Here is a 23,977-nt window from a genome sequence, read left to right as displayed (position 1 = left end):
GCTGGATCAAATTGTAAAAGAAATTGCTGTTGCTTCATTTTTACCCTAAAATTAGTCGATTTGATTCCAATTTAAAGGATAACCAATGCGACGATTAATCATGCTCTGCTTTGCCTTCTTAACACTGTTTAGCAGTTATGCTGTACAAGCAGATCCAGCGTTTGTACAACGTAAGGACGTGCAGCAATTTATCAATAAAATGGTTAAGCAGCATGGTTTTAACAAGAAAGAACTGACCCAGATAATGAGCGATGTCCAGCTGCAGCCGCAAATCATTGAATCGATGGAAAAACCTTATGAGAAAAAGACCTGGGATGTTTATAAGCAATTATTCTTAACGCCACAACGCGTACAAGGTGGTATGGAATTTTGGAAAGCTAACCGTGTATCTCTGGAAAAAGCTGAAAAAAAATATGGTGTTCCTGCAAATGTTATTGTTGCTATTATCGGTATAGAAACACTTTATGGTAAACATCAGGGAAATTATCGCGTTATTGATGCCCTATCGACCTTGGCTTTTAATTATCCCAAACGTTCTCAATTTTTTAGCAAAGAACTTGGTGAGTATTTATTACTCTGTCGTGAACACCATGTCTCTCCAACCCAATATTTAGGTTCTTATGCTGGCGCAATGGGCAAACCACAATTTATGCCTAGCAGTTATCGTTACTATGCAGCTAATTTTACCGGCAATCCTAAAAAAGATTTAATGAACGATGATGCCGCAGTGATTGCCAGTGTGGCTAACTATTTCCATAAACATGGCTGGAAAATCAATCAAGGTGTTGCTCAACCCGCTGTAGTCGAGGGTGCTCGTTACAAGAAAATCAATACGAATTATAAAACGGCTGTCTATCGTCTTAATCAATTAATTGCTGCAGGAATCAAACCGTTAACCGCTTCAGTAAACACACCGGCGAGAGTCGGCTTGATTGAGTTAACCACACAAACTGGGCAAGAATTTTGGCTGGCTTATCCCAATTTCTACGTGATAACCCGTTACAATACCAGTCCACAATACGCAATGGCTGTTTATTTATTGTCACAGCAGTTAAAAAGCCAATGGGCGGCTGCAGCCGTTGGCAAAAAATACGCTTACGTGTAAGCTCTTAATTAGGTGATCCCGCGATTCGCTCGCGGGAATCATTGTACCGAATTTCGATCTGGAATCTTGGATCGCGAACAGTCATGAATGTTAGCGAGAAAACACTATGAAGCTCGATTGTTAATCAAGGATGACGTGTGGCCACATGCTTTTTATTCACCCAACACCTGAATGATGATAGCTGCCTTAGCCTGAGCCTTGGACAACAGGGCCAAGTTGAAGCCCCTCTCGCACAACGCTCTTTTACGGATATAAAGATACTACAGCAGAATGCACAGACAATCGTTATTGCTCCAACAGATTTCTTCACCCTGCATCAAGTCGAATTACCCTGGCTTGCGGATAGAAAAGCCCGCGCTGCCATTCCTTTCGCTCTTGAAGATAAACTTGCCCAAAATGTTGACTCCTTGCATTTTGCTTTTGACCGAGCTCATTATCAGGCTGGCCATTATCTCGTGGTCGTTGGCGATAAACGCTTTCTTACCGAATTAATTAACACCTTTGACAATCAGGGTATACGCTTTGATAGCTTGACCCTTGATTGGTTTGGACTACAACAAAATGAAGCCGCTGTTACCCCCACAAATATCCTGGTAAATGATGCTCACTTTCAAGGCGCATTAAGTCCTGAACTGGCAGCCCTTTATTGTAAATCACAGCTTGAAACCAGTTTTTACCGGTTCAAAGACAGTAATGAATCATTAATGAAGGAACTAGCTACATCCATTAAAGAAACAGAAGACAGTTGGTATTGCTGGTTGGCAAAGCGCTTACAAAACAGTAAATCAATTAATCTTTGCCAAGGTGAATTACAACATAGCAGTACTCCTGGTAAAACCAAACGTTGGTACCAGGCAGCCATAGCGATGAGTACCGTTTGGCTTTTAAGTATCCTTGCTGTGAATGCAGTGAAACTGTATTTTCTTAATAAGGATCTCGCTCAGATCGATACAAAAATAGCCACTATCTATCATGAATTTTTCCCACAAGCACAACAGGTAATTAGTCCACGATTTCGTATCAATCAATTGCTCAAAGCAAATCACGGTAATATGGATGCCACTTTTTGGGTATTATTAGACAAACTAGCCAGTACCTTTAATAGCAACAATATCACTTTTGAACAACTTCGATTCCAAAATCAAACACTTTTGGTCACATTGGCAACCAAAAATTTTGCTGAGCTGGAAGATTTACAAACTCGGTTACAACAAAAGAAGGTAAAGGTTAAGCAAACTCAAGCCGCCACTACCAATGAGCAGGTTGTTGGTATCCTGGAGTTAAATCTATGAGAAATTTCTGGAATAACCTGAATGAACGTGAACGCTGGATGGTTGGTATTGGCTCCCTGTTTGCCTTGTTCTATTTGTTTTATCTATTGCTTTATTCCCCTCTAACAACAGCTGTTAGTAACAAAACCGCACAATTATCTGAAAAACAACAGACACTGACCTGGATGCAACAAGTTCGTCAACAACCTAAAAAACAGAAAGTACAGCAGTCTATTAGTAATGCCAAACTACTAACCCTAATTGGCAATCAGTTAGGTACTGGGTCTTTACGCTTTTTTCCCTATCAACTGCAACAAACTAGCGCAGGGGACATTCAATTATCGTATGAACTGGTTCCCTTTAACTACTTTTTATCCTGGTTGTGGACTCTCAATAATAGTTATGCCATTGTCCTTAAACAGTTTAGTGCGGAACGAACCCCTACGCCGGGTGTAGTGAAATTACAGATTGTTATTTCAGCAAAATAAACATCCCTCGCCCCTGAGGCCAGTATCTTGATCAATCACGCTAAATTTTTTTCCAACAACCTCTTGTAGCCAGGGTTTCACCTTGCCGCATGGAAAACAATCCATAAAGTGCCCAGGTAGAAACGGTTAACATCCTCTAATAATCTTCATTAGCTTGTACTTTACTCCAACTTTTAACGCCAGCACTTTGTTTTACGTCGTCTGGTAAATTATTTAATGCTTTTTGGGCATCCTCGTAATTATTGTAACTGCCGTATACACCCTTGTAGTAGGTTTTGCCATTTTTGTTGTATTTAATTTGTGCCCTTCGGTCATTCTTAGGTAATTTATAGAGTTTGCCGGCTACCTGGGCAGGCCGCTCACCTTCAGCAACCTCAATGGTATATCCTTGTGGATTTTGGCTATTCACCCAATTTCTATCCACGTCTTTATGGGAAGTAGGTGAATGATAAGCCCCAACATAATAGGAGTCAGGTACAGTCACTTGTCCACCCGTTGGCGATTGATAACCATAATCTACGCCCCCATTGTAACCCTGGCGATAATAGGTATCTGTATACACATAGGGTTGGTAAGTGGTGTAATAGCTGCTTTGTTGATAGTTACTACAAGCAGTTAATGTGGTAGCACAAAGGCCTAGAGCCACCAAACGTATTTTTTTATTCATAGCGCTTCCCCCTTTTATCACTTATTTTGCAGCCTTCACAGCAAAGTAAGCCTTATTTTTATCGGGATAGATAAGCTTCTTTTCCCCTTTGACTCTTGTTATCTGCCGAATTTCAAAAAACTTTAGCCTCTTGTGTTGTTTCAGTTGATGCTATCGCATACAGTATGGGGTTTATTATTTTTGACAATTTGATATAGCAATATGTGGACTCACAGGCGTTCAGGACAAACCCATCAGCGTGGCAACCAGGATCACCGCGATCCCTACGAACGCGATCGTACCAGGGTGATTCATTGCCCTGCCTTCCGACGTTTGCAACGAAAAACACAAATATTAGGTACTGATGAAGGTGATTTTCATCGTACGCGTTTAACACACTCTCTCGAAGTAGCCTCTATTGGCCGCAGTATCGTACGTAATTTATCTGCCAACCACCAGCAATCGATATTACCCGGTTTACTTCCTAATGATGATTTGATTTCAGTCATTTGTTTACTGCATGACATTGGTCATCCTCCGTTCGGCCATGGTGGAGAAGTTGCTTTAAATTATATGATGCGTATGCATGGAGGATTTGAAGGGAATGGACAGACCTTACGTTTATTAACGAAAGTAGAAAACAGTTATGGCATCTATGGACTTGATTTAACTCGCAGAGCCTTGCTTGGCATACTCAAATATCCAGTTAGTCGTTCAAAAGTAGTAGCAACAGAGATGCCCAAAGTAGTCGAATCACTCCATAAAACTATTCGCATCAATGATTGGCTGCCACCCAAAGCTTACTTCGATTGTGAGCAACCAGAAATTGATTGGCTTCTATCACCCTTCAGTGAACAGGATAAAACCCTGTTTCAATCTCTGCAGAAAGCACCTCAAAAACAACAGCATGGGAAACCTGCTTATCATAGTTTCGACTGTTCTATTATGGATATTGCTGATGATATCGCTTATGGTGTGCATGATCTGGAAGACGCCATTCATTTACGTTTGATAAACCGAGAACAACTGGATAATACCGATTTCCGCCAACTTCTCGCTGCAACCCAACTTAGCCAAAACGCTGAACAATTACTTGATTTTCTATTTAACCAGGAACTTGATAAACGGAAACAAGCCATTGGTGAAATGGTTAATTATTTTATTACTGCGACACAAATCACCATAACGAATGATGATTTTGAAAATAATTTGTTAAAGCATAATATTTGTTTATTACCTCAAGCTGCCTCCTTACTCAATTACTTGATGGGATGTATTTATCGTCATGTCATTGATTCTCAGGAAGCCCGTACCTTTGAATACGGTGGTCAAACAGTAGTGCTAAGACTATTTGAAGCCATTAGCTCTAATCCTGCCAGCTTGCTTGATAATAAAAATCGTGCATTATTTCATCAAACAGACGATGAAATAACTGCATTCAGAGTAGTTTGTGATTATATTGCTAATATGACTGACGAATATGCTTATCGCATGCATGAACGATTATTTGGCTTCAATACCCGTACTATTTTTGAACGACTATAAACTATCTTCTGGAACTCGTTCAACAAGACGGTCTCTTTTTACAGAATAACATTCCTTTAGCGATGCCAAAGGAATGTTATTTGCTCAATTTTTTAATTGTACTGGCCAACTCCTCGACATCACCAGAATAATGGTAATAAATTCGCTGATGCAGGCAATCAATAACACAAAGCGGTTCCTTAGGCTGATCGCCCAATTGTTTAAAAATCCAATAAATCCCCTCTGAGTCGTTCCGCTGAATCTCTTGCAATAAATCCAGCATCTTCTCTTCTTCAATTTCCGAATGTGTGCAAAGCAGCCCAGAGGATTGGCTCGTTATTTTGTAGGCGTAGTGCTTTTCTTTCATAGTCTTACTCGCTTAAAGACACATTATTGTTCGCTTACTGGGATTTTTTCTGATATCGCTCTGTATATTTTTTTCCTAGCTCCTTGGCTTTCTTGAGTTGGTCCTCACTGAGTGTTTTCTCAAGTTCATCCTGATTTTTTTGGGCATCATTAAAACCGTTTCCGACAGCCGCAGTGAACCAGGCATAGGACTCGACTGGATCAGTGCTAACACCAATTCCATCACGGTAAAAAACACCTAGCTTATATTGTGCTTTTCCAAAACCTTGCTCCGCAGATTTACGTATCCATGAAACTGCCTGATCGATATTCTTAGTGACCCCATCACCATATAAATACATATCACCTATATTAAACTGAGCATTGGGATTACCCTGATCGGCACTTTTTTGATACCACAGGGCCGCCTTTTGTAAATCAGCCGTTTGGCCACCTTTACCGGTATCATAGAAATACCCTACTTCTAATTGCGATTTGGCATGCCCCTGCTCAGCAGCTTTTTGAAAATATTGGAAGGCCTTACTTTCATCCTTAGGTACACCATCACCAAACTTATATAATAAACCAAGGTTATATAACGCACTGGTATTACCTAAGTCTGCAGATTTTTCGTACCATTTCGCCGCCTCAGCAAAATCTTTTTCTACCCCGGCACCAGAATCATACATAAAACCCACTGCTAAGGCGGCATCAGAATTTCCTTGTGCAGCTGATTTTTTGTACCATGACATGGCCATCTCGTCATTTTGCGGCACCCCATTAGCATATTGATACATATACCCTAACGCATATTGTGCATCTGCATTATTTTGATCAGCCGCTTTTTGATACCAGCCCAGTGACTTGCGAAATCCTTCAGGGGTATTCTGATGCCAATAAAAACCCGCTAACAAGACTTGGGCGTCGACATTCCCTTGATTTGCAGAAGAAAGTAATAATTGCTCCGCTTTTTCCGCATTAAAAGCAACACCCTGGCCGTTATAATACATTTTACCCAGCAAATATTGGGCTTTAGCATCCCCTTTTGCCGCTTCATCAGAGAGAAGAAGGAATGCTTTTTCATAGCGTTGCTGATTAAAAGCTGCTTCCCCTTCCTGGGTATCAGCGAAAATTGGAGTGGATAGCAGACTAAGCAAGGAAAGTGATAAAACTTGTTTTCTCATGTCCATAGCAGAAACCTTATGCAGAATCATTCCTGTTATAGTATATAGCTGAATTAGCTGGCTTTTGCGAGTCCCCTATTTACATTTTGTAACATACAGGAACACAGGATAAGCATCAGTAGAAGAAAAGTTATCTCTGAGAGAAAAAATAGAATTAAATTTAAGAATTGACTAGCCAGAATGGCGTCCCCAAGGGGATTCGAACCCCTGTTACCGCCGTGAAAGGGCAGTGTCCTAGGCCTCTAGACGATGGGGACCCGGAACTTAACACATTACTAAACAAACTACTCAAGCCAAAATTGGCGTCCCCAAGGGGATTCGAACCCCTGTTACCGCCGTGAAAGGGCAGTGTCCTAGGCCTCTAGACGATGGGGACCTTAGAACTTTTCTCATCATCAACCAACGTTGATGATGGTGGAGCTAGGCGGGATCGAACCGCCGACCTCTTGCATGCCATGCAAGCGCTCTCCCAGCTGAGCTATAGCCCCAAAATAAGAATCGCAGTTTAATGAGGCACCTTAAAGCTGTCAAGCAATTTTTGATAAATTGCTGTAAATCGTACTATCTGAAGCAGAAGCGACATTTTGAGTGAATTACATTGATGCTTACTGCTGGAAACCCCCTACTGTTTCCACAAACTTCCATTACTTCCACGAATGACTTACCGATACAGACGAGAAGTGCAACTGAATAAAGGCGTCATAAAACTGACACCTTCACTAAAGATAAATTAAGCCTGGGTGGCTTCAGCACGCTTTTTAACTGACTTTCGGTGCTGTTTCCAGTCACGATCTTTCGCAAAAACAAAACTAGCTGCTTCTTCAATAAAAAAACTGATATCGTCAATATTGGCCCAAGCACAATATGCATTGATCATCTCAAAAGTTTCACTGCTGATTTCAGCTTTTATTTTTTCTTTCTTTTGCACGCGAGTGCCATTGATAATTGGCATTTAATCACCCCAAATGTTATTAAACGGAGTAGATATTAACAAATAAAATTATGCTTGCAAAGACAGGTTAATCCTGCTTCTGATCGCGGTTTATTTCATGAAAGCAAATAAATTTACACAGCGCGTATTATTAACTCAATTCTGATAATAAATTATAAATAGGATCTCAATGAGTGGCTTCGATACTTGATGCTGTTTTACAGCATCAAGCAACACGGGACTTAACCAGAGGTGATATTAATTAATTTCGTACTAAAAATTAGTGATCATAAAGGGTTTAGATATTTCAGGATAAAAAGTAGACCACATTTTATCGCAGAAAAAGAGGATATTTTTATGTTTATGTAAATGTGTTTTTAAATTACAGTCATAAGGAAACCAAGCAATATTCGCTAAAAAACCAAAGGCTGTTGCATCAATACTCGTGATCTCTGTACCATGAAAATATTTCTTTTCACCGAGAACAGATGCTATTGCATCCAATGTTTTATATCCCATCTGTAATACTTCATCATAACTGTGTCGACCAGTACCTTGAAAATACAAGGCTCTCTGCATATTTTTTCGTATCATTCCTGGTAAAAAAAATTTTTTAAAAAACGATAAGTCCCCAAAAAAAGTATCTCGCAAAAGAGGCCATACAGCATCAACTTGCCAACGCATATAAAGCATGATCCAATATAATCGTTCAGAAAATACATCATCCAGAAGAGCTGATAATGCCTTTTGCTCAGTATTTAAATTTTTATCCAATACATCGCCAAATTTTCCCTTAAGATAATCAATAATTATCTCACTATCCGGAATTAATTTTTGGTCAATTTTAACAAAAGGCAACTTCCCCTTCGGACTTTTTCGTGGATCCCTAACAAACCTAATTTCGTAAGGAATTTCTGCCATACGCAAATAAGTTTCAATTTTCAAACAAAAAGGGCTTGCATTAGGCAAACCCCACATTCCAGGAAATTGGTATAAGGTAATCATGTTTGTTTATTCCTTTAGTAAAACTACAACGAGCATAATCTACTTAATAGACTTCTTTCGAAACTCGCTGCAATGAGAGAAAAGCGAGGAGAAACCGCGCGCAGAACCGCAGTGTACACACCAGTACATGAGGATTCGAGCACTGGATCGACCAAACGATACTCCAAGGCAGTCGAGTTTCTAAAGAAGTCATAGATAATAACTTGGTGACGGCGATTATACTCACGATATAATTCACTGTGAACAGACCTCTTACCAACTGGACTTTACGAGAAACGTCCCGGTCGAGGCAAATTTTGATTTTAATGCGGGAGTTTAGCCTCACTGGCTCACCGAATTAAAATCAAAATTTAACGAAACGATCGGATTTTTGCATGAGTACTAATCAATAATCACTGGAGTTAACGAGATGAATCAATGTCCCTGCGGTTTACCAACTGATTACCTGGCTTGTTGCGGTTCCTACCTGGAGAAACAGGAAATAGCTAAAACACCGGAAGCATTAATGCGATCTCGTTATACTGCGTATAGCCAGGCCAGGGTTGACTACCTAAGAAAAACGATGCTGGGTAAACCCTTAGTGGGTTTTAATGACCAGGAGACAGCCCTGTGGGCAAAACGAGTAAAATGGTTGGGGCTGCAAGTTATTACCAGCTATCTAGATCCGAAGGACGAAAACACCGGTTTTGTAGAGTTTATTGCGAGATATATGGAAAAAAATTCCGTTAAAACTATTCATGAATTGAGTCAATTTCAACGTCATAATAGCTCTTGGTTTTATACCGACAGCCTGCCACCAAAAACAGGAAAATCCACTTTAAATCAAAAAATATCCCGCAATGAACCTTGCCCGTGTGGAAGTCAAAAAAAATATAAAAATTGTCATGCAATTTCAAAGGATTAATTACCCATATTTCGATATAATAAAACAAAAATATTTTAAAATATCAACAAGAAAATACTATGATTTTTATTGGTAATTTTTAAAAAGAAAATTCATTGTTTTTTTTAGTTAAAACAAAGATATTATACAATGTTTAATTTCAATTTTTACCTGGTGATTTAGCGCCACCTTCTTCGCTTGAATCACCTTTATCTATCTGTTGATTATGTCCATTCTCAGTCTCTTTTATACCCTCACTTTCATCCTCATTTTCATGAAAAAAAGCCTCCCTTCGTTGCTTAGGTGTAAGCGCCAGTTTTTTGACTTCTCGTCTATTCGCTTCCTGCTCTTTTTCAAATACAACAGTAAAACTGTTCCGCAACGACTCGGAAGGTTTCAACATCCCCAAGTCCACCTCCGCGAGTAATCGATCATCACTCTCGGTTTGTTTGTCGACCTCTTCCCGACGCTTTTGTAATTCTTGCCGCTCCCGCATAATTTTTACGCCTATAAGTAAAGCAGCGACTGCAGTAATAACAGCAGCCAAGACTGTTACAATTAGAACAGCAGCTATTGGAACCCCTACTCCAGGAATCAGAAAAGCTAAGCCAGCAAAAGCAAGCGCAAAACCTGCAAAAGAAGCCGCGTAACCAGCCCCTTTCATCCATTTTTTTTCTGTTGACCATTGCTCGGCCAATAAGTCCTGATTTGCAATAAACGGCTCCACCTCAAATCCATCAATCTGGTTCTCCAGATGCCTTAATTCAACTAGCGTTTCAGCTGATATCTCACGATCACCTAGTGGTCTATTGTAAATTTCAGAGTAAAGATTGGCGCTCTCCTTGGAAAAATCTATCACTCCGTAACCTAGAACAGCCGCACCTACTACAAAACCAGGTACTACTAACAAGGGGAAGGCAAGACCTAAAACAGTTGCCGCCGCAACCAATAAAACCCCTAAACCCATCCATCCCAGATCAGTAAAAAGTTTTTTTCGATGGTTTGCGCCATCCAAATAAGACAAGCGCAGCTCGGAGAGCAAACGACTATTCTTTTCAATTAATGCCAAAGAAGCAATGTTTGCTAAATCTTGATAAGACTCTTTAATGAATAATTCTTCAATCAATCCCTTTTTATAGGACTCAAAAGCAGCTGCTTTCTCCTGCGCTGTTAACTGGACTAATTTCTCCTGCCAATGGTTGTAATAGGGGTGGCTCTTGAACCAACGTGGCAAATCACCTAGAAAGTCTTTGCCAGTTTTTAACGAGACATTACGCAGGGCTCGATGGATATAATGAAAGAAACGGTAATCTTCCAAAGCCTGGTCAAAATCTCCCTCCAAAGCCAATTTCTCTTTTATAGTTGTCAGCAAACGGCTTAACCTGTTCTGATGCATAGTAAATGCATCAGCGGAATCAGCGTGCAACATGCCTTTAAGACTTTGCCCAGCAATATCGAGGATTCTCTTTTGCAGTTCTTGCGTTTGATCAGAATGATAATTCGCAGCTATATCCTGAGTCATTGCAACCAGTTGATCATGAATAATGAGTGCGGCAGTTAACTCTTGCTTCAATGCTTGTTGATTAAATTGGTCAATTTCTTCAGTTAAAGTTTGTGTCATAACAGGACTCAAAAGGAAGTTCTGCGATGAGTATAGCCAGAATTATTTAAGCAGAACATGATAGAAGAACCGCGTTTAATGAAATTAATTACACTCAATGACACAAAAATTCATTCTGCCTTGAAAAATAGACAGATACCACGAGAGAATGATCGCTGGTCAACTACTCTAAGGAGATACGATGCCAAATCCAACATCTTCACCCCACGATTCCCCTGCCTCTAGCCGTACCCTCAAAACGACTCCCAAGTTTCAAGTCCCTAGCTTAAAAACGTTAGCCGGGCAAGCCGTTAACCAACGCCATCTGTTCTTTGACTTACGTAATAAAGAGCTGCCTCCTGAAATCGTAACGCAGCATATCAAGCCAATCATTGATCAATTGGTCTCAGAACGTGAAAAAATTTATTTTCTCCAACTGGAGGAGCGGCAAGAAAAAATAGAGGAACTCAGTTCTGAACTTCAACAACAAGGATGGTTCAGCAAATTATTAAGTTGGGCATTCGGACTTGGCTTAACGGGATTACATGTCGGGATTTATTTTATTCTAAGAGCCAATGATGATATTCCTGATCAAACTAAATTGGCATTTATAAGCTCTGTCCCAGCTTCATTCTTCGTTGGACTTTGTGCAGGGGCTTGTTGTCTAACGCGACCTTTAGCGTGGACTATTGCCTATTTTCAAACGCCTCGAATACCGACAAAGCAAGTAATTGATCTGAATGAGGAAGCAATGAAAGACTTCCCCACTCCTTAAATTACAAGGTCGCTATTCGGCACTGGAAGCACGTACGCGAATACGCTGCAATGCTTGTTCCAAGCGTGTTAAAGTGCGTTGTCTACCCAATAGACTAAGGGTCATATCAATTGCCGGTGACATGCTGCTGCCAGTTACTGCAACACGCAAAGGCTGAGCTATTTTCCCTAAATTAATATCAAATTCGGCACTCACGTCATTGATGCAGGTTTGTAAGGCATCTTTCTCCCAATTCTTTAACTCCTGCAAACGCAAATAGAGCGCTTCAAGCGGAGCCAAAACGACTGGACGCAGATGCTTCTTTACTGCTTCCTCATCATAATCGATAGTATCCTGGTAAAAATAACGGCTCTTCTCACACATTTCTACCAGGGTTTTGCAACGTTCGGCCTGAGTAGGGACTAAATCAACCAAATTTGGCCCCTGGCTTAAATCGATACCTTGCTGAATAAAATGCCAACGTAAAGCCTCAGCAACCGTTTCTGCTGAATCACTCTTTTGGTAATGTTGGTTTAACCAATAAAGCTTATCGTAATTAAAACTGGATACACCGCGGCTGACGTTTTTTAAATCAAAGCTGGCAATCATTTCTGCAACACTAAAAATTTCCTGATCACCATTGGACCACCCCAGCCGAACCAGATAATTTAATAAAGCGTGCGGTAAAATACCCAACTCTTTAAATTGCAAAACACTCACTGCGCCATGCCGTTTTGATAAGCGTTTGCCATCGTCACCAAGAATCATTGGTAAATGCGCAAACACAGGTACTGGTGCATTTAAAGCCTTAAACAAATTAATTTGCCGCGGCGTATTGTTGATGTGATCATCACCACGAATAACATGAGTAATTTGCATATCCCAATCATCAATTACTACAGCAAAATTGTAGGTTGGATTGCCGTCGGAACGTACCAAAATCAAATCATCCAGCTCATTATTATCGACATGAATATCGCCATAAACTTGATCAGTAAATGAGACAATTCCCGTTTGAGGATTCTTGAAGCGTAATACATGGCTTCCGGTAGCAGGCAAATTTTTATCGCGGCAATGGCCATCATAACGTGGCTTTTCCTTGTTAGCGAGCTGCGTTTCTCGCAACGCTTCCAAGCGCTCTTTACTACAAACACAACAGTAAGCCTTCGCTTCATTCAATAATTGCTGGGCAATCTCCTGGTAACGCGCATAACGTTTCGTTTGGTAAAAGGGACCCTCGTTATAATCTAATCCTAACCACGCCATACCATCCAGAATTGCTTGCACAGACTCCTGCGTTGAACGCTCTTGATCGGTATCTTCGATCCGCAATATAAATTCGCCATGATGACGTTTGGCATATAACCAGGAAAACAAGGCGGTACGTACACCACCGACATGTAAAAAACCGGTAGGACTTGGGGCAAAGCGGGTTCTCACTACCATCCAGATGCTCCGTTGTAAGCAATTAAACAATCGCGCTATAATAGCCCACTTTACCAGCAACGCAAAATAAACAAATGCGCTCTATGTCTTTGCCTTATACAGGAAAATCACTGTGCCCAACGTCTATCATTTGATTCACAACAGGTACTCTGCATGAAAAGACTCGGTATAAAATACCAATTACGAATTACTACGCTAATACCCGTCCTTTTGGTCGCCCTCCTGTTTGCAGTCTTTTACAATGGCCAATTTAACAAAGATTTGGAATTACATATGTCGCGTCTGGGCGAGGCTTATATCCGCCAACTTTTACCAGCCGCCCAATTTGCCATGATGCGCAATGATAATAGAACCTTACAAGGCTTAATTAATGCTTCCACAGTGAATCCCGAAATTAAAGCATTGGCTTTTTACGGTGCCCACGGTCAATTGTTAGCCTACCGGGGCGGCAAACATTCTATTCACAAACCGTTTAGACCACCTGAATTTACTGGCGACTATATCGAAAGAAAACAAATAAAACCCTACCTTATTAACTTTTTAGCGCCTGTTACTATTCCTAAATTTAATCTCTACTCAACTATCCCTTTTAAAATATCCAGCAACCCTATCGCCCCTCAAGCAGACGATATTTTAGGATGGCTGTCTATCGACATTGATACTCAATCCGTACTGATTAAACGTTATCAGATGTACATCATTACTATCTTTATTACTTTGCTGGGTTTGTTAATCAGCTTGACGATCCATTATTTTCTCTCAAAACGAATTTACCTTCCGATTTCTCGTTTACGCCGCAGTATGAAACAAATACTCAGCAATGAATTTGAAACACAGATAAAAGTATCCAGTCCCGGTGAACTAGGGATTATTGAGCAAGGTTGTGCCCATCTGCAAAAACAGTACTTAAATAACGTCCACGAACTGAATCACCATATTGAAACGGCCACGGCAGATTTACAACAAAGCCTGGAATTGCTGGAAGAAAAGAATATTCAATTATCGCTAGAAAAAAAGAAATTTGAAGAGAAAAGCCGGCAAAAATCTGAATTTATTGCCAATATGAGTCACGAAATCCGCACACCGATGAATGGTGTCATTGGTTTTACCAATGTACTATTGGAAAGCAAGCTAGACAGCTTGCAATTAGATTATGTCAAAACAATTAAATCCTCTGCGCAAGATTTATTAGCGATTATTAATGACATATTGGATTATTCAAAAATGGATGCAGGCAAATTGCATTTAGATTGCATCCCTCTCGATATCCGCGCTTGCATTGATGAGGTATTGGCACTAACGACCCCTAATGCGCATAAAAAAGGAATCGATCTCATTCCTGCCACTGAAATTAATGTTCCCAAAACAGTGCTCGGCGATCCTTTGCGGCTGAAGCAAATTATTACCAATCTAGTCAGTAACGCAGTCAAATTCACTGATCATGGCTATGTTCTTATTCGTACTTGTATTGAGCAGGAAAGCGATAAAGATTACACCTTATGCCTATCAGTCACTGATACCGGCATTGGCATTTCAACTGAAGATCAAGGCAAGTTGTTTCATGCCTTTAACCAGGCAGATACGACTATTACACGTCGTTTTGGTGGTTCAGGTTTGGGCTTGGTTATCTGCAAGAAACTCACTGAGGCCATGCAAGGACGCATTTCACTGACCAGCGAACCCAATAAAGGTTCAACTTTTTCTGTACGAGTCAAACTGGAAAAACTGGCTGCTTATGAAGTTGAAAAACATCAAAGCCACCGGTTTGGCCACCTCAAAGTCCTTTGTTATGATGATAATCCTTTATATCTGGAAGCGATGTGCAATGGCCTGGGTTATTGGGGAATTGAGTGTGTGCGCATCAATACCTTTAATCAGCTTGAAAAGGCGTTTACTGAACACACTGATTGTTCTTTAGCGTTTATCAATGTGAATGAAGGTTGTGAAAAACAAGTCGCCCAAGTAATTCGTAAACAATCTATCGATTGTATTCTCGTCTCTAAATGGCTCATCCATGAACCTGAAGCCCTTGGCGCCAGGGCCTTTTTATTCAAACCCATTAGTATTCAAAAATTGCATGACATCCTTGAATCCCTTATTAACCAAGTTACTCAAGTCTCAACAGCCAATCAAGAGCTCGATCAATTGCGCTCCCAACTCCGCGTCGCACGCCCGGATATTTTAATCGCCGAAGATAATCCCGTTAATCGCATGTTGCTCAATTCGCTCTTAGGGGAGCATAGTAGTATTGAAACGGTCGATAATGGCGAAGAAGCAGTAACTGCTTGTCAAAGTAAACGATACAATGTGATCTTACTCGATCTGCAAATGCCCAAACTGAATGGACTCGATGCGGCACATCTTATCCGTCACAAATCAATGTTAAATAAACAGACGCCAATTATTGTGATAAGTGCGAACAGTACTGAACTCAGTAACGAAAAGTTAAAAAAGGCAGGGGTTGATCTTTGTCTGCAAAAACCAATAGACGAAACACAATTACTTAACCATCTATTACGCATTATAAAAAAGGCAAAACCTTCCGCGATAGACTGGCAACTATGTGTACAAAAGGTCTCTGGTAATAAAGCCCTGGCCGAGGAATTTCTTGTCCGTTTTGTCGAGGAATTAAGAAAAAATCGCCAGGAATTTATTAAACTCATGCATGATAAAGATGTAAAAGGCCTGGAAAATGCCGCTCATAAATTGCATGGCGCTTGCTGCTTTTGTGGCGTTCCCCACCTGCAAATACAAGTCACTCGTTTGGAAAAACAAGCCAAGCAAGTGAAAAAAATAGACGAGTTAAAATCAGCCTTTGCAGAACTTATTCAAAGCATTGATGAAGTTATTGATGAATTTGACAATTTGTATCAAGCCAGTCCTTCTAAATGACTGTTTATCACGGAGAAATTATGTCGATTAAAAATGCAATTTATGCCCAATCAGGCGGGGTGACAGCGGTTATTAACGCTTCAGCTTGTGGTGTTATTCAAACAGCACGCCTTCATTCTGATAAAATAGCGAAAGTCTACGCGGCTCAAAATGGCATTATTGGAGCCCTCAATGAACAATTGATTGATACGTCTTTGGAAAGCGCTGAAGACATTGCAAAACTGATGCATACACCGTCAGGGGCTTTTGGCTCATGCCGTTATAAATTGAAAGATGATGGCGCTGAATATGCACGTTTGATTGATGTCTTTAAGGCACATAATATTGGTTATTTCTTTTACAATGGTGGCGGTGACTCGCAAGATACAGCTCATAAGATATCCAAATTAGGAAGCAGCATGGGCTATCCTATTACCTGTATCGGCATTCCCAAAACGGTGGATAACGATTTACCCTTCACCGATACTTGCCCCGGTTTTGGTTCAGTTGCAAAATATGTGGCAATTTCCACCATGGAAGCCGGTTTTGATGTCGCTTCCATGGCAGCCTCTTCAACGAAAGTGTTCATTCTTGAAGTGATGGGTCGTCATGCAGGATGGATCGCTGCTGCCAGTGGTTTGGCAGGCCAAAATGCTCAAGAGCCACCTCATATTATTCTATTTCCTGAAGTCCCTTTTGTTCAGCAAGCTTTCCTGAAGAAAGTGGACGATTGTGTAAAAAAATATGGATATTGTGTTGTTGTTGTTTCTGAAGGTATTCGGAATGAAGAAGGACAATTTTTAAGTGATGCCGGTTTACGGGATGCCTTTGGCCATGCGCAGTTAGGTGGCGTTGCTCCAGTGATTGCGCAGCTGGTAAAAACTGAACTCGGTTATAAATACCATTGGGCAGTTGCTGACTACCTGCAACGTGCGGCACGTCATATTGCCTCTCAAGTCGACCTTGAGCAAGCCTATGCCCTGGGTAAAGCAGCCGTTGAATTGGCTTTAAGCGGCCATAATGCCATTATGCCGATTATTAAACGCGAACAAGATTCACCCTATCGCTGGTCCATTGATCATGTCTCTCTGGCAGAGGTAGCCAATCAGGAAAAATCCATGCCGGCAGAATTTATTGGAGCAGATGGGATGAGTATTACTGAGGCTTGCCGCCGTTATTTAGCACCTCTCATTCAGGGTGAAGCTTATCCGCCTTATAAAAATGGCTTACCTGAGTATGTGCGTTTGAAAAATCAGTTAGTAGCGCAAAAACTTTAGGGATAAAAACCTGCCATCTTACCTGGATGATCACTGCATCCAGGTAAAAAATCCTATAATCATTTTTTATCAATGGGCTCTCTATACTTTGAGCTTTTATCGATAAATTTGCTTTCTCCCTTTTTGCTAATTATTATTTTAGATTCAGTATATAGCAAGGGAGTCTGCTTTATGCCGTTTAATCAACTGCCCAACCTTCCCACCGATGACGAACCACCTGCTTATGATTCCATCATAGAAACCTCTCAAGATATCGCTACCAAACAACAGGACGTTGTTAGAGCTGAAAATGAATTTCTAACTCAAGAAATTATTCTACTGCAACAAGAAATTAGACGATTAAATAGAGAACGAGACCAGCAAAAAAAACATATTGAATTAATAGAAGAACAACTTCGATTAGTTAATATAAGAGGGGAATATCAACAGACAAAAGTCACTGCCCTTGAAGAAAATAATAAGCTGTTACAACGTAAAAATTCAGGGCTGGTAGAGTTATTGGAGGTATCCGTCAAGGAGCAAGAAGAGACGCTACAGTATGCAGAAGCCTTGGAATTATGTGGCGTCTCAATGAGTACCAGCTCAGAAGTGAATGATCTGCATCTTAAACTGCAAGAGTTGGAACAGAGTTTAGAAAGGCAGCGAGGGGAGGTTTCTGCAGAGATAGAAAAACAGATCAATGAAAAAACCCAACGCCTCCAAAAAGATATTCTGGATTTGTTTAATCAACTGCTAAATGGCGAAGTTTTTACCAACTTAGTCAGTGAGCTGGAAATAAAATTCATGGCTATCCTGCGTCATGAACAAGAGCGACTCCAGGCTGAATTAGCTGCACACATCCCAGTACAGGATGAGTTGATACAAGAGTATTTGGATGGCAAAACACAAAAGCTGGTTGACCTTAAAAAAATTCATAGCGATGAAAAAACAAGCTTATTTTATAACACCAGCTATATCGTATTATGGGCAAAAATTATTGGTGTCATTTCTATTTTTAGCCAATTAGTCGAGAAAAAAGCTGGGCTGGGAGAAAAAGCTGTCGAGCTATCTTCCTCCGTAGTTGGTAGTTTGCTCGGGAGTGTTCCTGTAGTCGGTTCTTTACTTGACACCATTGCATCTTTTACGCTGAAGGAAATAGGTAGCACTGTGTTGGGGCATTTTGAAGATAAAAGAACGCAAAATATTTTGGAGATATTACGCAATCCCGATCATGCAAAAAAAATGGCTGAATTATTTGCGCGCTCCTTGACCCTACGTTATCAAGCAGAGATCCAAGCATGGGAACCAGATACAATTAAAAAGACAGCCACCATGTATAGTGATCAGGTGTTTGAGTTATCTATTGGCGGTAAAATAAAAGAATGTAAAGATGAATCCACAGAAAGCCAGGTCGCAACCTTTCTTGGAGCACTCCAGGAGGCTACACCCCGATCCAAATCTGCTGCCCATCCCCAAAAATCAGTCCATACGCAGGTCCGAGAAAGCACTCAAACCTTGCGCGGAAAATTCCAGAAAGCAGAATATCATACGATACATGCCATTACTGCACTCAAATCGGAAGTCACAGCCTTAAGAAAAGAACAGGCACAACAAAATGACGCCCTGGAATCCTTAAAAATATTCACCTATGGTTTACAAGAACTAATCGCAGGGTTGTTAACCCCTTCCCCCGCAACAACCGTTAGTGAAGTATCTGACACAAAGCCTGCTGGCAGATCGGGTTTTTTTTCCATACTAGGCAACAACAAGGGGCCAGTCAAAGTCAATACGCCTAAAATTCCTAATCAACTAACAGGATAACGAGAACCCTGTTAGTTGAGAGTAAAGACTTTGCTGGTTTCTCAAAACGGGTTAACTGCGGCAACTCGCTGGACGGTACTTAGACGCCAAAGTTCCTGTATTACAAGTCCAGGTTAACTCACCAGTAGACTGGAGAGTCGGAACAAGTAATATGGTGCCGTCGCCTGCCTTTGGAGTGTAAGTGATAGTAATCACACCCTTAGCCCCTATAGTAATTGACTTAACATTCGGAGTGGGGGCAGGACTCGTATAACCCGTTGCTTCCTGAGTAGCAGGCAAAGCATGATCAGACGAGGTTGTTTCAGCGACAGCACTCTTTGCTGTAGAAGCTAAATTTAAACCCTCTACGACTCGAGCTTTCATTAGGTGATCCTGATAAGCAGGAACTGCAAGAGAGATGAGAATCCCTAAAATGGCTATGACGATCATCAACTCAATAAGAGTGAAACCCTTTTGTTTCATACCCTGCTCCTTAACCCATCGTTGCTAATAAAATAAAGTGTCACCTTAGGGGAAATCATAGAATATTTCAATGAGCAGACTGAGAAAATTCATCTTTTTGCACTAAGAAACCCTTAAGAAAATGTGTTATAACCTTTTCAGCCTCTGAAAGTTAAATTTTTAAGTTGCAAAATGCTCACTGTCAATATTTGGCATTCTACCGCACTTTGGAAAAATAAACGCCTTGCCAAAGAGCCTGGCGGGCAACCCAAAATATGACAATAGGTCATGTAATGCGTATACTTTAGCAATCCTGAGTCATTTAATGGCAAAAATTTATGTCACGCGAACAACGAATCACTGACTTACTCTCTACAGAATTAAACCCTTTCTTTCTGACTGTTGAAGATGAGTCCCATAAACATCATGTCCCTGTAGGTGCTGAAACCCATTTTAAGCTCGTCATTGTCTCTGAAAAATTTGCTAAATTAACTCTCATCGCGCGCCATCGTTTAGTTAACGGGTTATTGTCGCAAGAATTTAATAACGGTTTACACGCTTTAAGTCTGCATTTATATACTAAGGAAGAATGGGAAACTCGCCATAGAACCACCACTAACTCACCTGCATGCCGTGATGGTTATCGCCATGGATAACAATACCACCAAGACACCACAATACTGGCAGAGCGAATGTTGTCTAACGCCAAAATCACGCGGGTTCCACCTTATTAGCACGGAAATAAAACAAGCTTTGCTTGCAATGCCCCCCATACATACTGGTTTGGTGCATTTCTTTCTGCAACACACGTCCGCCTCACTCGCTATCAGTGAGAATACCTGCGCGGATGTGCCACTGGATTTGGAATCTTTTTTCAATAAAACAATACCCGATAAAAACAGCCTTTATCGTCATACACTGGAAGGTGAGGATGATATGCCAGCACATATAAAAAATGTAATCCTGGGGGTGAGTCTGACCATCCCTTTACAGAAAGGCCAACTGGCATTAGGGCAGTGGCAGGGAATCTACCTTTGCGAACACCGTAATCATGCCTCTGCACGCCGTATCCTGATTACGGCGCACGGTCATCTTTAATTACAGAGTAGCTTGTGGTACTTGAGCGGGTTTGCGTTCGGCAGTTGCAACCGGTATAACAATGTTTCCCGAATGGGCTGCCGTTTTAAATAGATTGGTGAGATTAGACAACACACCGCATCCAGATGCAACGTCATTAAAAACAGCGCCTAAACACATAAAATTTAGAGCAATTGAACCCGCATTGCCAAGTGGAGAAGGCTTTTCTACCAAAGCCAGAATACTCACAAAGTAAGTCAAGGCATCCAAGCCCCACGCCCATGCATGCTCAGGATCACTGGCCATCTCATTCAGAGCAACAAAAAGCGCCGCAGTGTTCAACGCTTGCATAAGTGCACGTAACTTATTTTCCCGATTAAAAAAACCAAACATCCTTGCTCCTTTAGTAATCAAAACAAATAACTATAACAAAAATACCCTGACTGGTGCGTTATGTTTTTTATACACCACCTTATGATTTTTTAAAATTTCCACTGAACTACTGACTTTACAGAAAAAATGCTTTTCATCACTTCCTGCATTCACTTATAATGCTTATCTTTTTGCCAATAGTGTCTTGGGACTGTCAACTACTATGAAAGCCTGGTCTTCCGAAAAAATTTCTGTACTGGCACTCGTTTTATTAATTACAGGTGCCATTGACAGTATCCGTAATTTGCCAGCAACTGCGCTTTTTGGTTCGTCACTGATTTTCTTTTTTGCCTTTTCAGCCCTGGTATTTCTCATTCCGGTTGCTTTGGTTTCCGCTGAACTATCATCTACCTGGTCTGAAGAAGAAGGTGGAATCTATAGTTGGGTTAAACATGCCTTTGGTGAAACTGCCGCTTTTTTTACCATTTGGCTGCAGTGGATCAATACCATGGTCTGGTACCCCACGATACTCTCGTTTATTGCCGGAACCCTGGCTTATTTAATTAATCCAGAGCTTGCACAAAACAAATACTATTTAATTGGTGTCATTTTAGTCGTTTTCTGGTCACTCACTATTCTGGGACTGGCTGGTTTACGTGCTTCAGCAGCCTTCGCCAGTTTTTGTGCTGTAGTAGGTATGATTCTACCTATGGGGTTTATTATACTCCTTGCTCTTATATGGCTCCTCAAAGGTAATCCTATAGCTATTGATTTGAGCTGGCATAACCTGATTCCGCATTGGAAGGATAGTCAGTCATGGGTGTCCTTAACAGCAATTATGACCTCTTTTCTCGGTATGGAATTAGCAGCCGTACACGTACGTAATGTGCGGGATCCTCAGCGTAATTTCCCCCGTGCCATGCTCTTCTCGGTAACCCTGATCCTGACAACTATGATTCTTGGCTCATTGGCTATTGCCTTTGTGCTTCCACAAGAAAAAATAAGCTTGGTGGATGGCGTGATGCAAGCGTTCTCTAACTTTTTTAAATCCTACCATCTAACAGCTCTAATGCCTGTCATTGTTATCTTATTATTACTTGGCAGCCTGGGTAGTATGGTGAACTGGATTATCTCACCTGCCAAAGGTTTGTTACTTGCCGCCGATAATGGTTTTTTACCTCATTGGCTTTATCGTAGAAATAAACATGGTATCGCCTCGCGGATCTTAATTCTTCAAGCTGTACTGGTTACCTTCCTCTGCAGCGGTTTTTTATTGTTTCCTTCGATCAATGCTATTTATTGGTTGTTTACCGCCCTAAGTACTGAACTCTATATCATGATGTATGTTTTAATGTTCATTGGTGCTTGGCGTTTAAAGAAAAAATTTGCCCACATGCCTCGTCCTTTTGTCATTCCTGGCGGGCGAGTCGGTTATTATTTAACCTGTGTTCTGGGTCTTATCGGTTGTGCAATGACACTGGTGGTCGGGTTTATACCTCCTGAAAGCAGTATGGATATGGGGGGTGCTGGTCATTTCCGTTTAGTATTTGCGAGTGGTATCCTAATCATGATCTTTCCCGCATTTTTACTCTATCTGCGTAAAAAAAGGTTGGATATAAAATAAGGGGTTTGCCCGGCAAGGCTGCTATTTTATACTGCAGCTTTGTAAGTTGACTCCAGGGTATTCATTGAACTTCTTTCAAAACTCGCTGCCATGAGAGACGTTTATTAAGGGGGTCTACAGCCATGACAGACAAACTTGCACAAATACGCATAGAAATTGATAAAATTGATCAACAGATCCTTGAGTTAATACGCGATCGTGCGGCCTTGGCTGTGGAAGTAGCCAAGATTAAGCAACAGCAACAGAATCCTGTTTATTATCGCCCTGAGCGCGAAGCACAAATCTTGCGCTCCATCGTAGCCAATAATAATAGTTTATTGCCAGATCATGAGGTCGCCCGTATCTTTCGCGATATTATGACAGCCTGTCTTGCCTTACAACAACCATTGTCCATTGCTTACCTTGGTCCTGAAGGAACTTTTTCGCAGCAAGCGGTTGAGAAACATTTTGGCGAAAGCGTTAAGATGGTACCTCAAGCATCGATCGCTGAAGTCTTTAAGCAAGTGGAAAATGGTAATGCTAACTATGGTGTTGTCCCTATTGAGAACAGTACCGAGGGCATGGTTAATATCACTCTGGATAATCTGATTACCAGTGATCTCCAGATCTGCGGCGAAATATCGCTGCGTATTCATCATCATTTTGCCCGTCTCGACTCTGAAAAGCCGTTGAAAATTATTTATGCCCATCAACAAACGCTAGCTCAATGCCAGCGCTGGCTGGCCACTCGTTATCCCCAGGTAACCCTAAAAGAAGTCGCTAGTAATGGTCTTGCCGCTCAACTTGCGGCCCAGGAACCTGAATCGGCAGCTATTTGCAGCGATAAAGCCGCAGAAATTTATCAATTGCAAAAATTACATCAACATATTGAAGACTACGCAAACAACACCACTCGCTTTATTATACTCGGTAAACAATTACCTACTCCGAGTGGTCATGATAAGACTTCACTAATTATTTCCACACCGCATGAGCCGGGAAGTCTTCTTCATCTGCTTGCTCCTTTCGCTAAATACAATATTAACATGACCTTGATTGAATCACGTCCTTACCGACATCGTAATTGGAGCTATCTCTTTTTTATTGATTTTGAGGGACACCAGACAGAACCCCATATCAAGGCAGCCCTGGATGATCTTGGCAGTATGTCGGTCATGATGACTCTACTTGGCTCTTATCCCCAAACCATGGGATAAAAAAGAACGGTCCTATTGGGCAGATCTTGCGAGAAATTTTTCTAAAACCTACTCACATAGATAGCTATGCTGCGCATTTTTAAAAAAAATTTCTCGCAACCTGTGCTCAAATCTGACCGTTCTTGCATTTTTCTTTC

Annotated in this window: 22 protein-coding genes and 3 tRNA genes; 13 read left to right on the top strand and 12 right to left on the bottom strand. The window is 41.0% G+C overall.

Features of this window, described 5'->3' with window-relative positions; genetic code table 11:
* The first annotated feature begins 85 nt into the window (after positions 1-85).
* The 3 genes from mltB (at position 86) to gspM (ending at position 2,864) form a co-directional block, all read left to right on the top strand.
* Positions 86-1,105, top strand: a complete 1,020-nt coding sequence (mltB, locus tag DYC89_RS04555; RefSeq protein WP_115220699.1) for a lytic murein transglycosylase B — start codon at positions 86-88, stop codon at positions 1,103-1,105.
* Between the two features lie 137 nt (positions 1,106-1,242).
* A complete protein-coding gene (gene gspL / locus DYC89_RS04550; protein ID WP_115220698.1) occupies positions 1,243-2,397 on the top strand; it encodes a type II secretion system protein GspL in 1,155 nt (384 codons plus the stop codon).
* Positions 2,394-2,864: a type II secretion system protein GspM gene (gene gspM / locus DYC89_RS04545; RefSeq protein ID WP_115220697.1), complete on the top strand. Its 471-nt coding sequence runs from the start codon at positions 2,394-2,396 to the stop codon at positions 2,862-2,864. Before gspL ends, gspM begins: the two co-directional genes overlap by 4 nt.
* A gap of 136 nt (positions 2,865-3,000) precedes the next feature.
* Here the strand turns inward: gspM and DYC89_RS04540 are convergent, their stop codons facing one another.
* A complete protein-coding gene (locus DYC89_RS04540; RefSeq protein ID WP_115220696.1) occupies positions 3,001-3,531 on the bottom strand; it encodes an SPOR domain-containing protein in 531 nt (176 codons plus the stop codon).
* 201 nt (positions 3,532-3,732) lie between these two features.
* On the opposite strand from DYC89_RS04540, the gene DYC89_RS04535 reads away from it, so the two are divergent.
* Positions 3,733-5,055 carry an anti-phage deoxyguanosine triphosphatase gene (locus tag DYC89_RS04535; protein ID WP_115220695.1) on the top strand — a complete coding sequence of 441 codons (1,323 nt, stop codon included), beginning with the start codon at positions 3,733-3,735 and terminating at the stop codon, positions 5,053-5,055.
* 76 nt (positions 5,056-5,131) lie between these two features.
* Here the strand turns inward: DYC89_RS04535 and DYC89_RS04530 are convergent, their stop codons facing one another.
* From DYC89_RS04530 to DYC89_RS04500, 7 genes are all read right to left on the bottom strand, one after another.
* Complete coding sequence (locus DYC89_RS04530) at positions 5,132-5,401, bottom strand: hypothetical protein (protein WP_115220694.1); 270 nt, start codon at positions 5,399-5,401, stop codon at positions 5,132-5,134.
* 34 nt (positions 5,402-5,435) lie between these two features.
* Positions 5,436-6,569: a tetratricopeptide repeat protein gene (locus DYC89_RS04525; protein WP_115220693.1), complete on the bottom strand. Its 1,134-nt coding sequence runs from the start codon at positions 6,567-6,569 to the stop codon at positions 5,436-5,438.
* A gap of 175 nt (positions 6,570-6,744) precedes the next feature.
* Positions 6,745-6,820: transfer RNA gene (locus DYC89_RS04520), tRNA-Glu, on the bottom strand.
* 43 nt (positions 6,821-6,863) lie between these two features.
* Positions 6,864-6,939, bottom strand: a tRNA-Glu gene (locus tag DYC89_RS04515).
* 36 nt (positions 6,940-6,975) lie between these two features.
* A tRNA-Ala gene (locus DYC89_RS04510) sits at positions 6,976-7,051 on the bottom strand.
* Between the two features lie 242 nt (positions 7,052-7,293).
* Positions 7,294-7,515, bottom strand: coding sequence for a hypothetical protein (locus DYC89_RS04505; RefSeq protein ID WP_115220692.1), 222 nt, complete (start codon positions 7,513-7,515; stop codon positions 7,294-7,296).
* Positions 7,516-7,767: 252 nt separating this feature from the next.
* Positions 7,768-8,463 (bottom strand): glutathione S-transferase family protein, encoded by a 696-nt coding sequence (locus DYC89_RS04500; RefSeq protein WP_181879321.1) that lies wholly within the window; start codon positions 8,461-8,463, stop codon positions 7,768-7,770.
* A gap of 445 nt (positions 8,464-8,908) precedes the next feature.
* Between DYC89_RS04500 and DYC89_RS04490 the strand changes: the two genes are divergently transcribed.
* Positions 8,909-9,403, top strand: a complete 495-nt coding sequence (locus DYC89_RS04490) for a YchJ family protein (protein WP_115220689.1) — start codon at positions 8,909-8,911, stop codon at positions 9,401-9,403.
* A 139-nt stretch (positions 9,404-9,542) separates the two neighbouring features.
* Here the strand turns inward: DYC89_RS04490 and DYC89_RS04485 are convergent, their stop codons facing one another.
* Positions 9,543-11,003, bottom strand: a complete 1,461-nt coding sequence (locus tag DYC89_RS04485; protein ID WP_115220688.1) for a phage holin family protein — start codon at positions 11,001-11,003, stop codon at positions 9,543-9,545.
* Positions 11,004-11,184: 181 nt separating this feature from the next.
* Between DYC89_RS04485 and DYC89_RS04480 the strand changes: the two genes are divergently transcribed.
* Positions 11,185-11,757, top strand: coding sequence for a hypothetical protein (locus DYC89_RS04480; protein WP_115220687.1), 573 nt, complete (start codon positions 11,185-11,187; stop codon positions 11,755-11,757).
* 12 nt (positions 11,758-11,769) lie between these two features.
* Here DYC89_RS04480 and gltX read toward each other — a convergent pair whose 3' ends face one another.
* Positions 11,770-13,182 (bottom strand): glutamate--tRNA ligase, encoded by a 1,413-nt coding sequence (gene gltX, locus DYC89_RS04475; RefSeq protein ID WP_115220686.1) that lies wholly within the window; start codon positions 13,180-13,182, stop codon positions 11,770-11,772.
* Positions 13,183-13,335: 153 nt separating this feature from the next.
* Here gltX and letS point away from each other — a divergent pair, with 153 nt between their 5' ends.
* From letS to DYC89_RS04460, 3 genes are all read left to right on the top strand, one after another.
* Positions 13,336-16,074: a two-component system sensor histidine kinase LetS gene (gene letS, locus DYC89_RS04470; protein WP_115220685.1), complete on the top strand. Its 2,739-nt coding sequence runs from the start codon at positions 13,336-13,338 to the stop codon at positions 16,072-16,074.
* A gap of 20 nt (positions 16,075-16,094) precedes the next feature.
* Entirely contained in the window at positions 16,095-17,330 is a 1,236-nt protein-coding gene (locus tag DYC89_RS04465) for a 6-phosphofructokinase (protein ID WP_115220684.1), read from the top strand.
* A gap of 171 nt (positions 17,331-17,501) precedes the next feature.
* Positions 17,502-19,130 carry a hypothetical protein gene (locus DYC89_RS04460; RefSeq protein WP_115220683.1) on the top strand — a complete coding sequence of 543 codons (1,629 nt, stop codon included), beginning with the start codon at positions 17,502-17,504 and terminating at the stop codon, positions 19,128-19,130.
* A 51-nt stretch (positions 19,131-19,181) separates the two neighbouring features.
* On the opposite strand, the gene DYC89_RS04455 is transcribed toward DYC89_RS04460, so the two are convergent.
* On the bottom strand, positions 19,182-19,592 hold the full coding sequence (locus DYC89_RS04455; protein WP_115220682.1) for a pilin: 411 nt from the start codon (positions 19,590-19,592) through the stop codon (positions 19,182-19,184).
* A 317-nt stretch (positions 19,593-19,909) separates the two neighbouring features.
* Here DYC89_RS04455 and DYC89_RS04450 point away from each other — a divergent pair, with 317 nt between their 5' ends.
* Both DYC89_RS04450 and DYC89_RS04445 read left to right on the top strand, forming a co-directional pair.
* Positions 19,910-20,227 (top strand): BolA family protein, encoded by a 318-nt coding sequence (locus DYC89_RS04450; RefSeq protein WP_115220681.1) that lies wholly within the window; start codon positions 19,910-19,912, stop codon positions 20,225-20,227.
* Positions 20,220-20,669 carry a secondary thiamine-phosphate synthase enzyme YjbQ gene (locus DYC89_RS04445; protein WP_115220680.1) on the top strand — a complete coding sequence of 150 codons (450 nt, stop codon included), beginning with the start codon at positions 20,220-20,222 and terminating at the stop codon, positions 20,667-20,669. Before DYC89_RS04450 ends, DYC89_RS04445 begins: the two co-directional genes overlap by 8 nt.
* Here DYC89_RS04445 and DYC89_RS04440 read toward each other — a convergent pair whose 3' ends face one another.
* On the bottom strand, positions 20,670-21,041 hold the full coding sequence (locus DYC89_RS04440; RefSeq protein WP_115220679.1) for a hypothetical protein: 372 nt from the start codon (positions 21,039-21,041) through the stop codon (positions 20,670-20,672).
* A gap of 202 nt (positions 21,042-21,243) precedes the next feature.
* Between DYC89_RS04440 and DYC89_RS04435 the strand changes: the two genes are divergently transcribed.
* Positions 21,244-22,644 carry an amino acid permease gene (locus DYC89_RS04435; RefSeq protein WP_115220678.1) on the top strand — a complete coding sequence of 467 codons (1,401 nt, stop codon included), beginning with the start codon at positions 21,244-21,246 and terminating at the stop codon, positions 22,642-22,644.
* A gap of 122 nt (positions 22,645-22,766) precedes the next feature.
* Positions 22,767-23,840, top strand: coding sequence for a prephenate dehydratase (gene pheA / locus DYC89_RS04430; protein ID WP_115220677.1), 1,074 nt, complete (start codon positions 22,767-22,769; stop codon positions 23,838-23,840).
* Positions 23,841-23,977: the final 137 nt, after the last annotated feature.

This window comes from Legionella donaldsonii, from assembly GCF_900452385.1.
Taxonomy (GTDB): domain Bacteria; phylum Pseudomonadota; class Gammaproteobacteria; order Legionellales; family Legionellaceae; genus Tatlockia; species Tatlockia donaldsonii.
The sequence above is the reverse complement of the archived record's forward strand: the minus strand, read 5'-3'. Positions and strand labels throughout refer to the sequence as shown.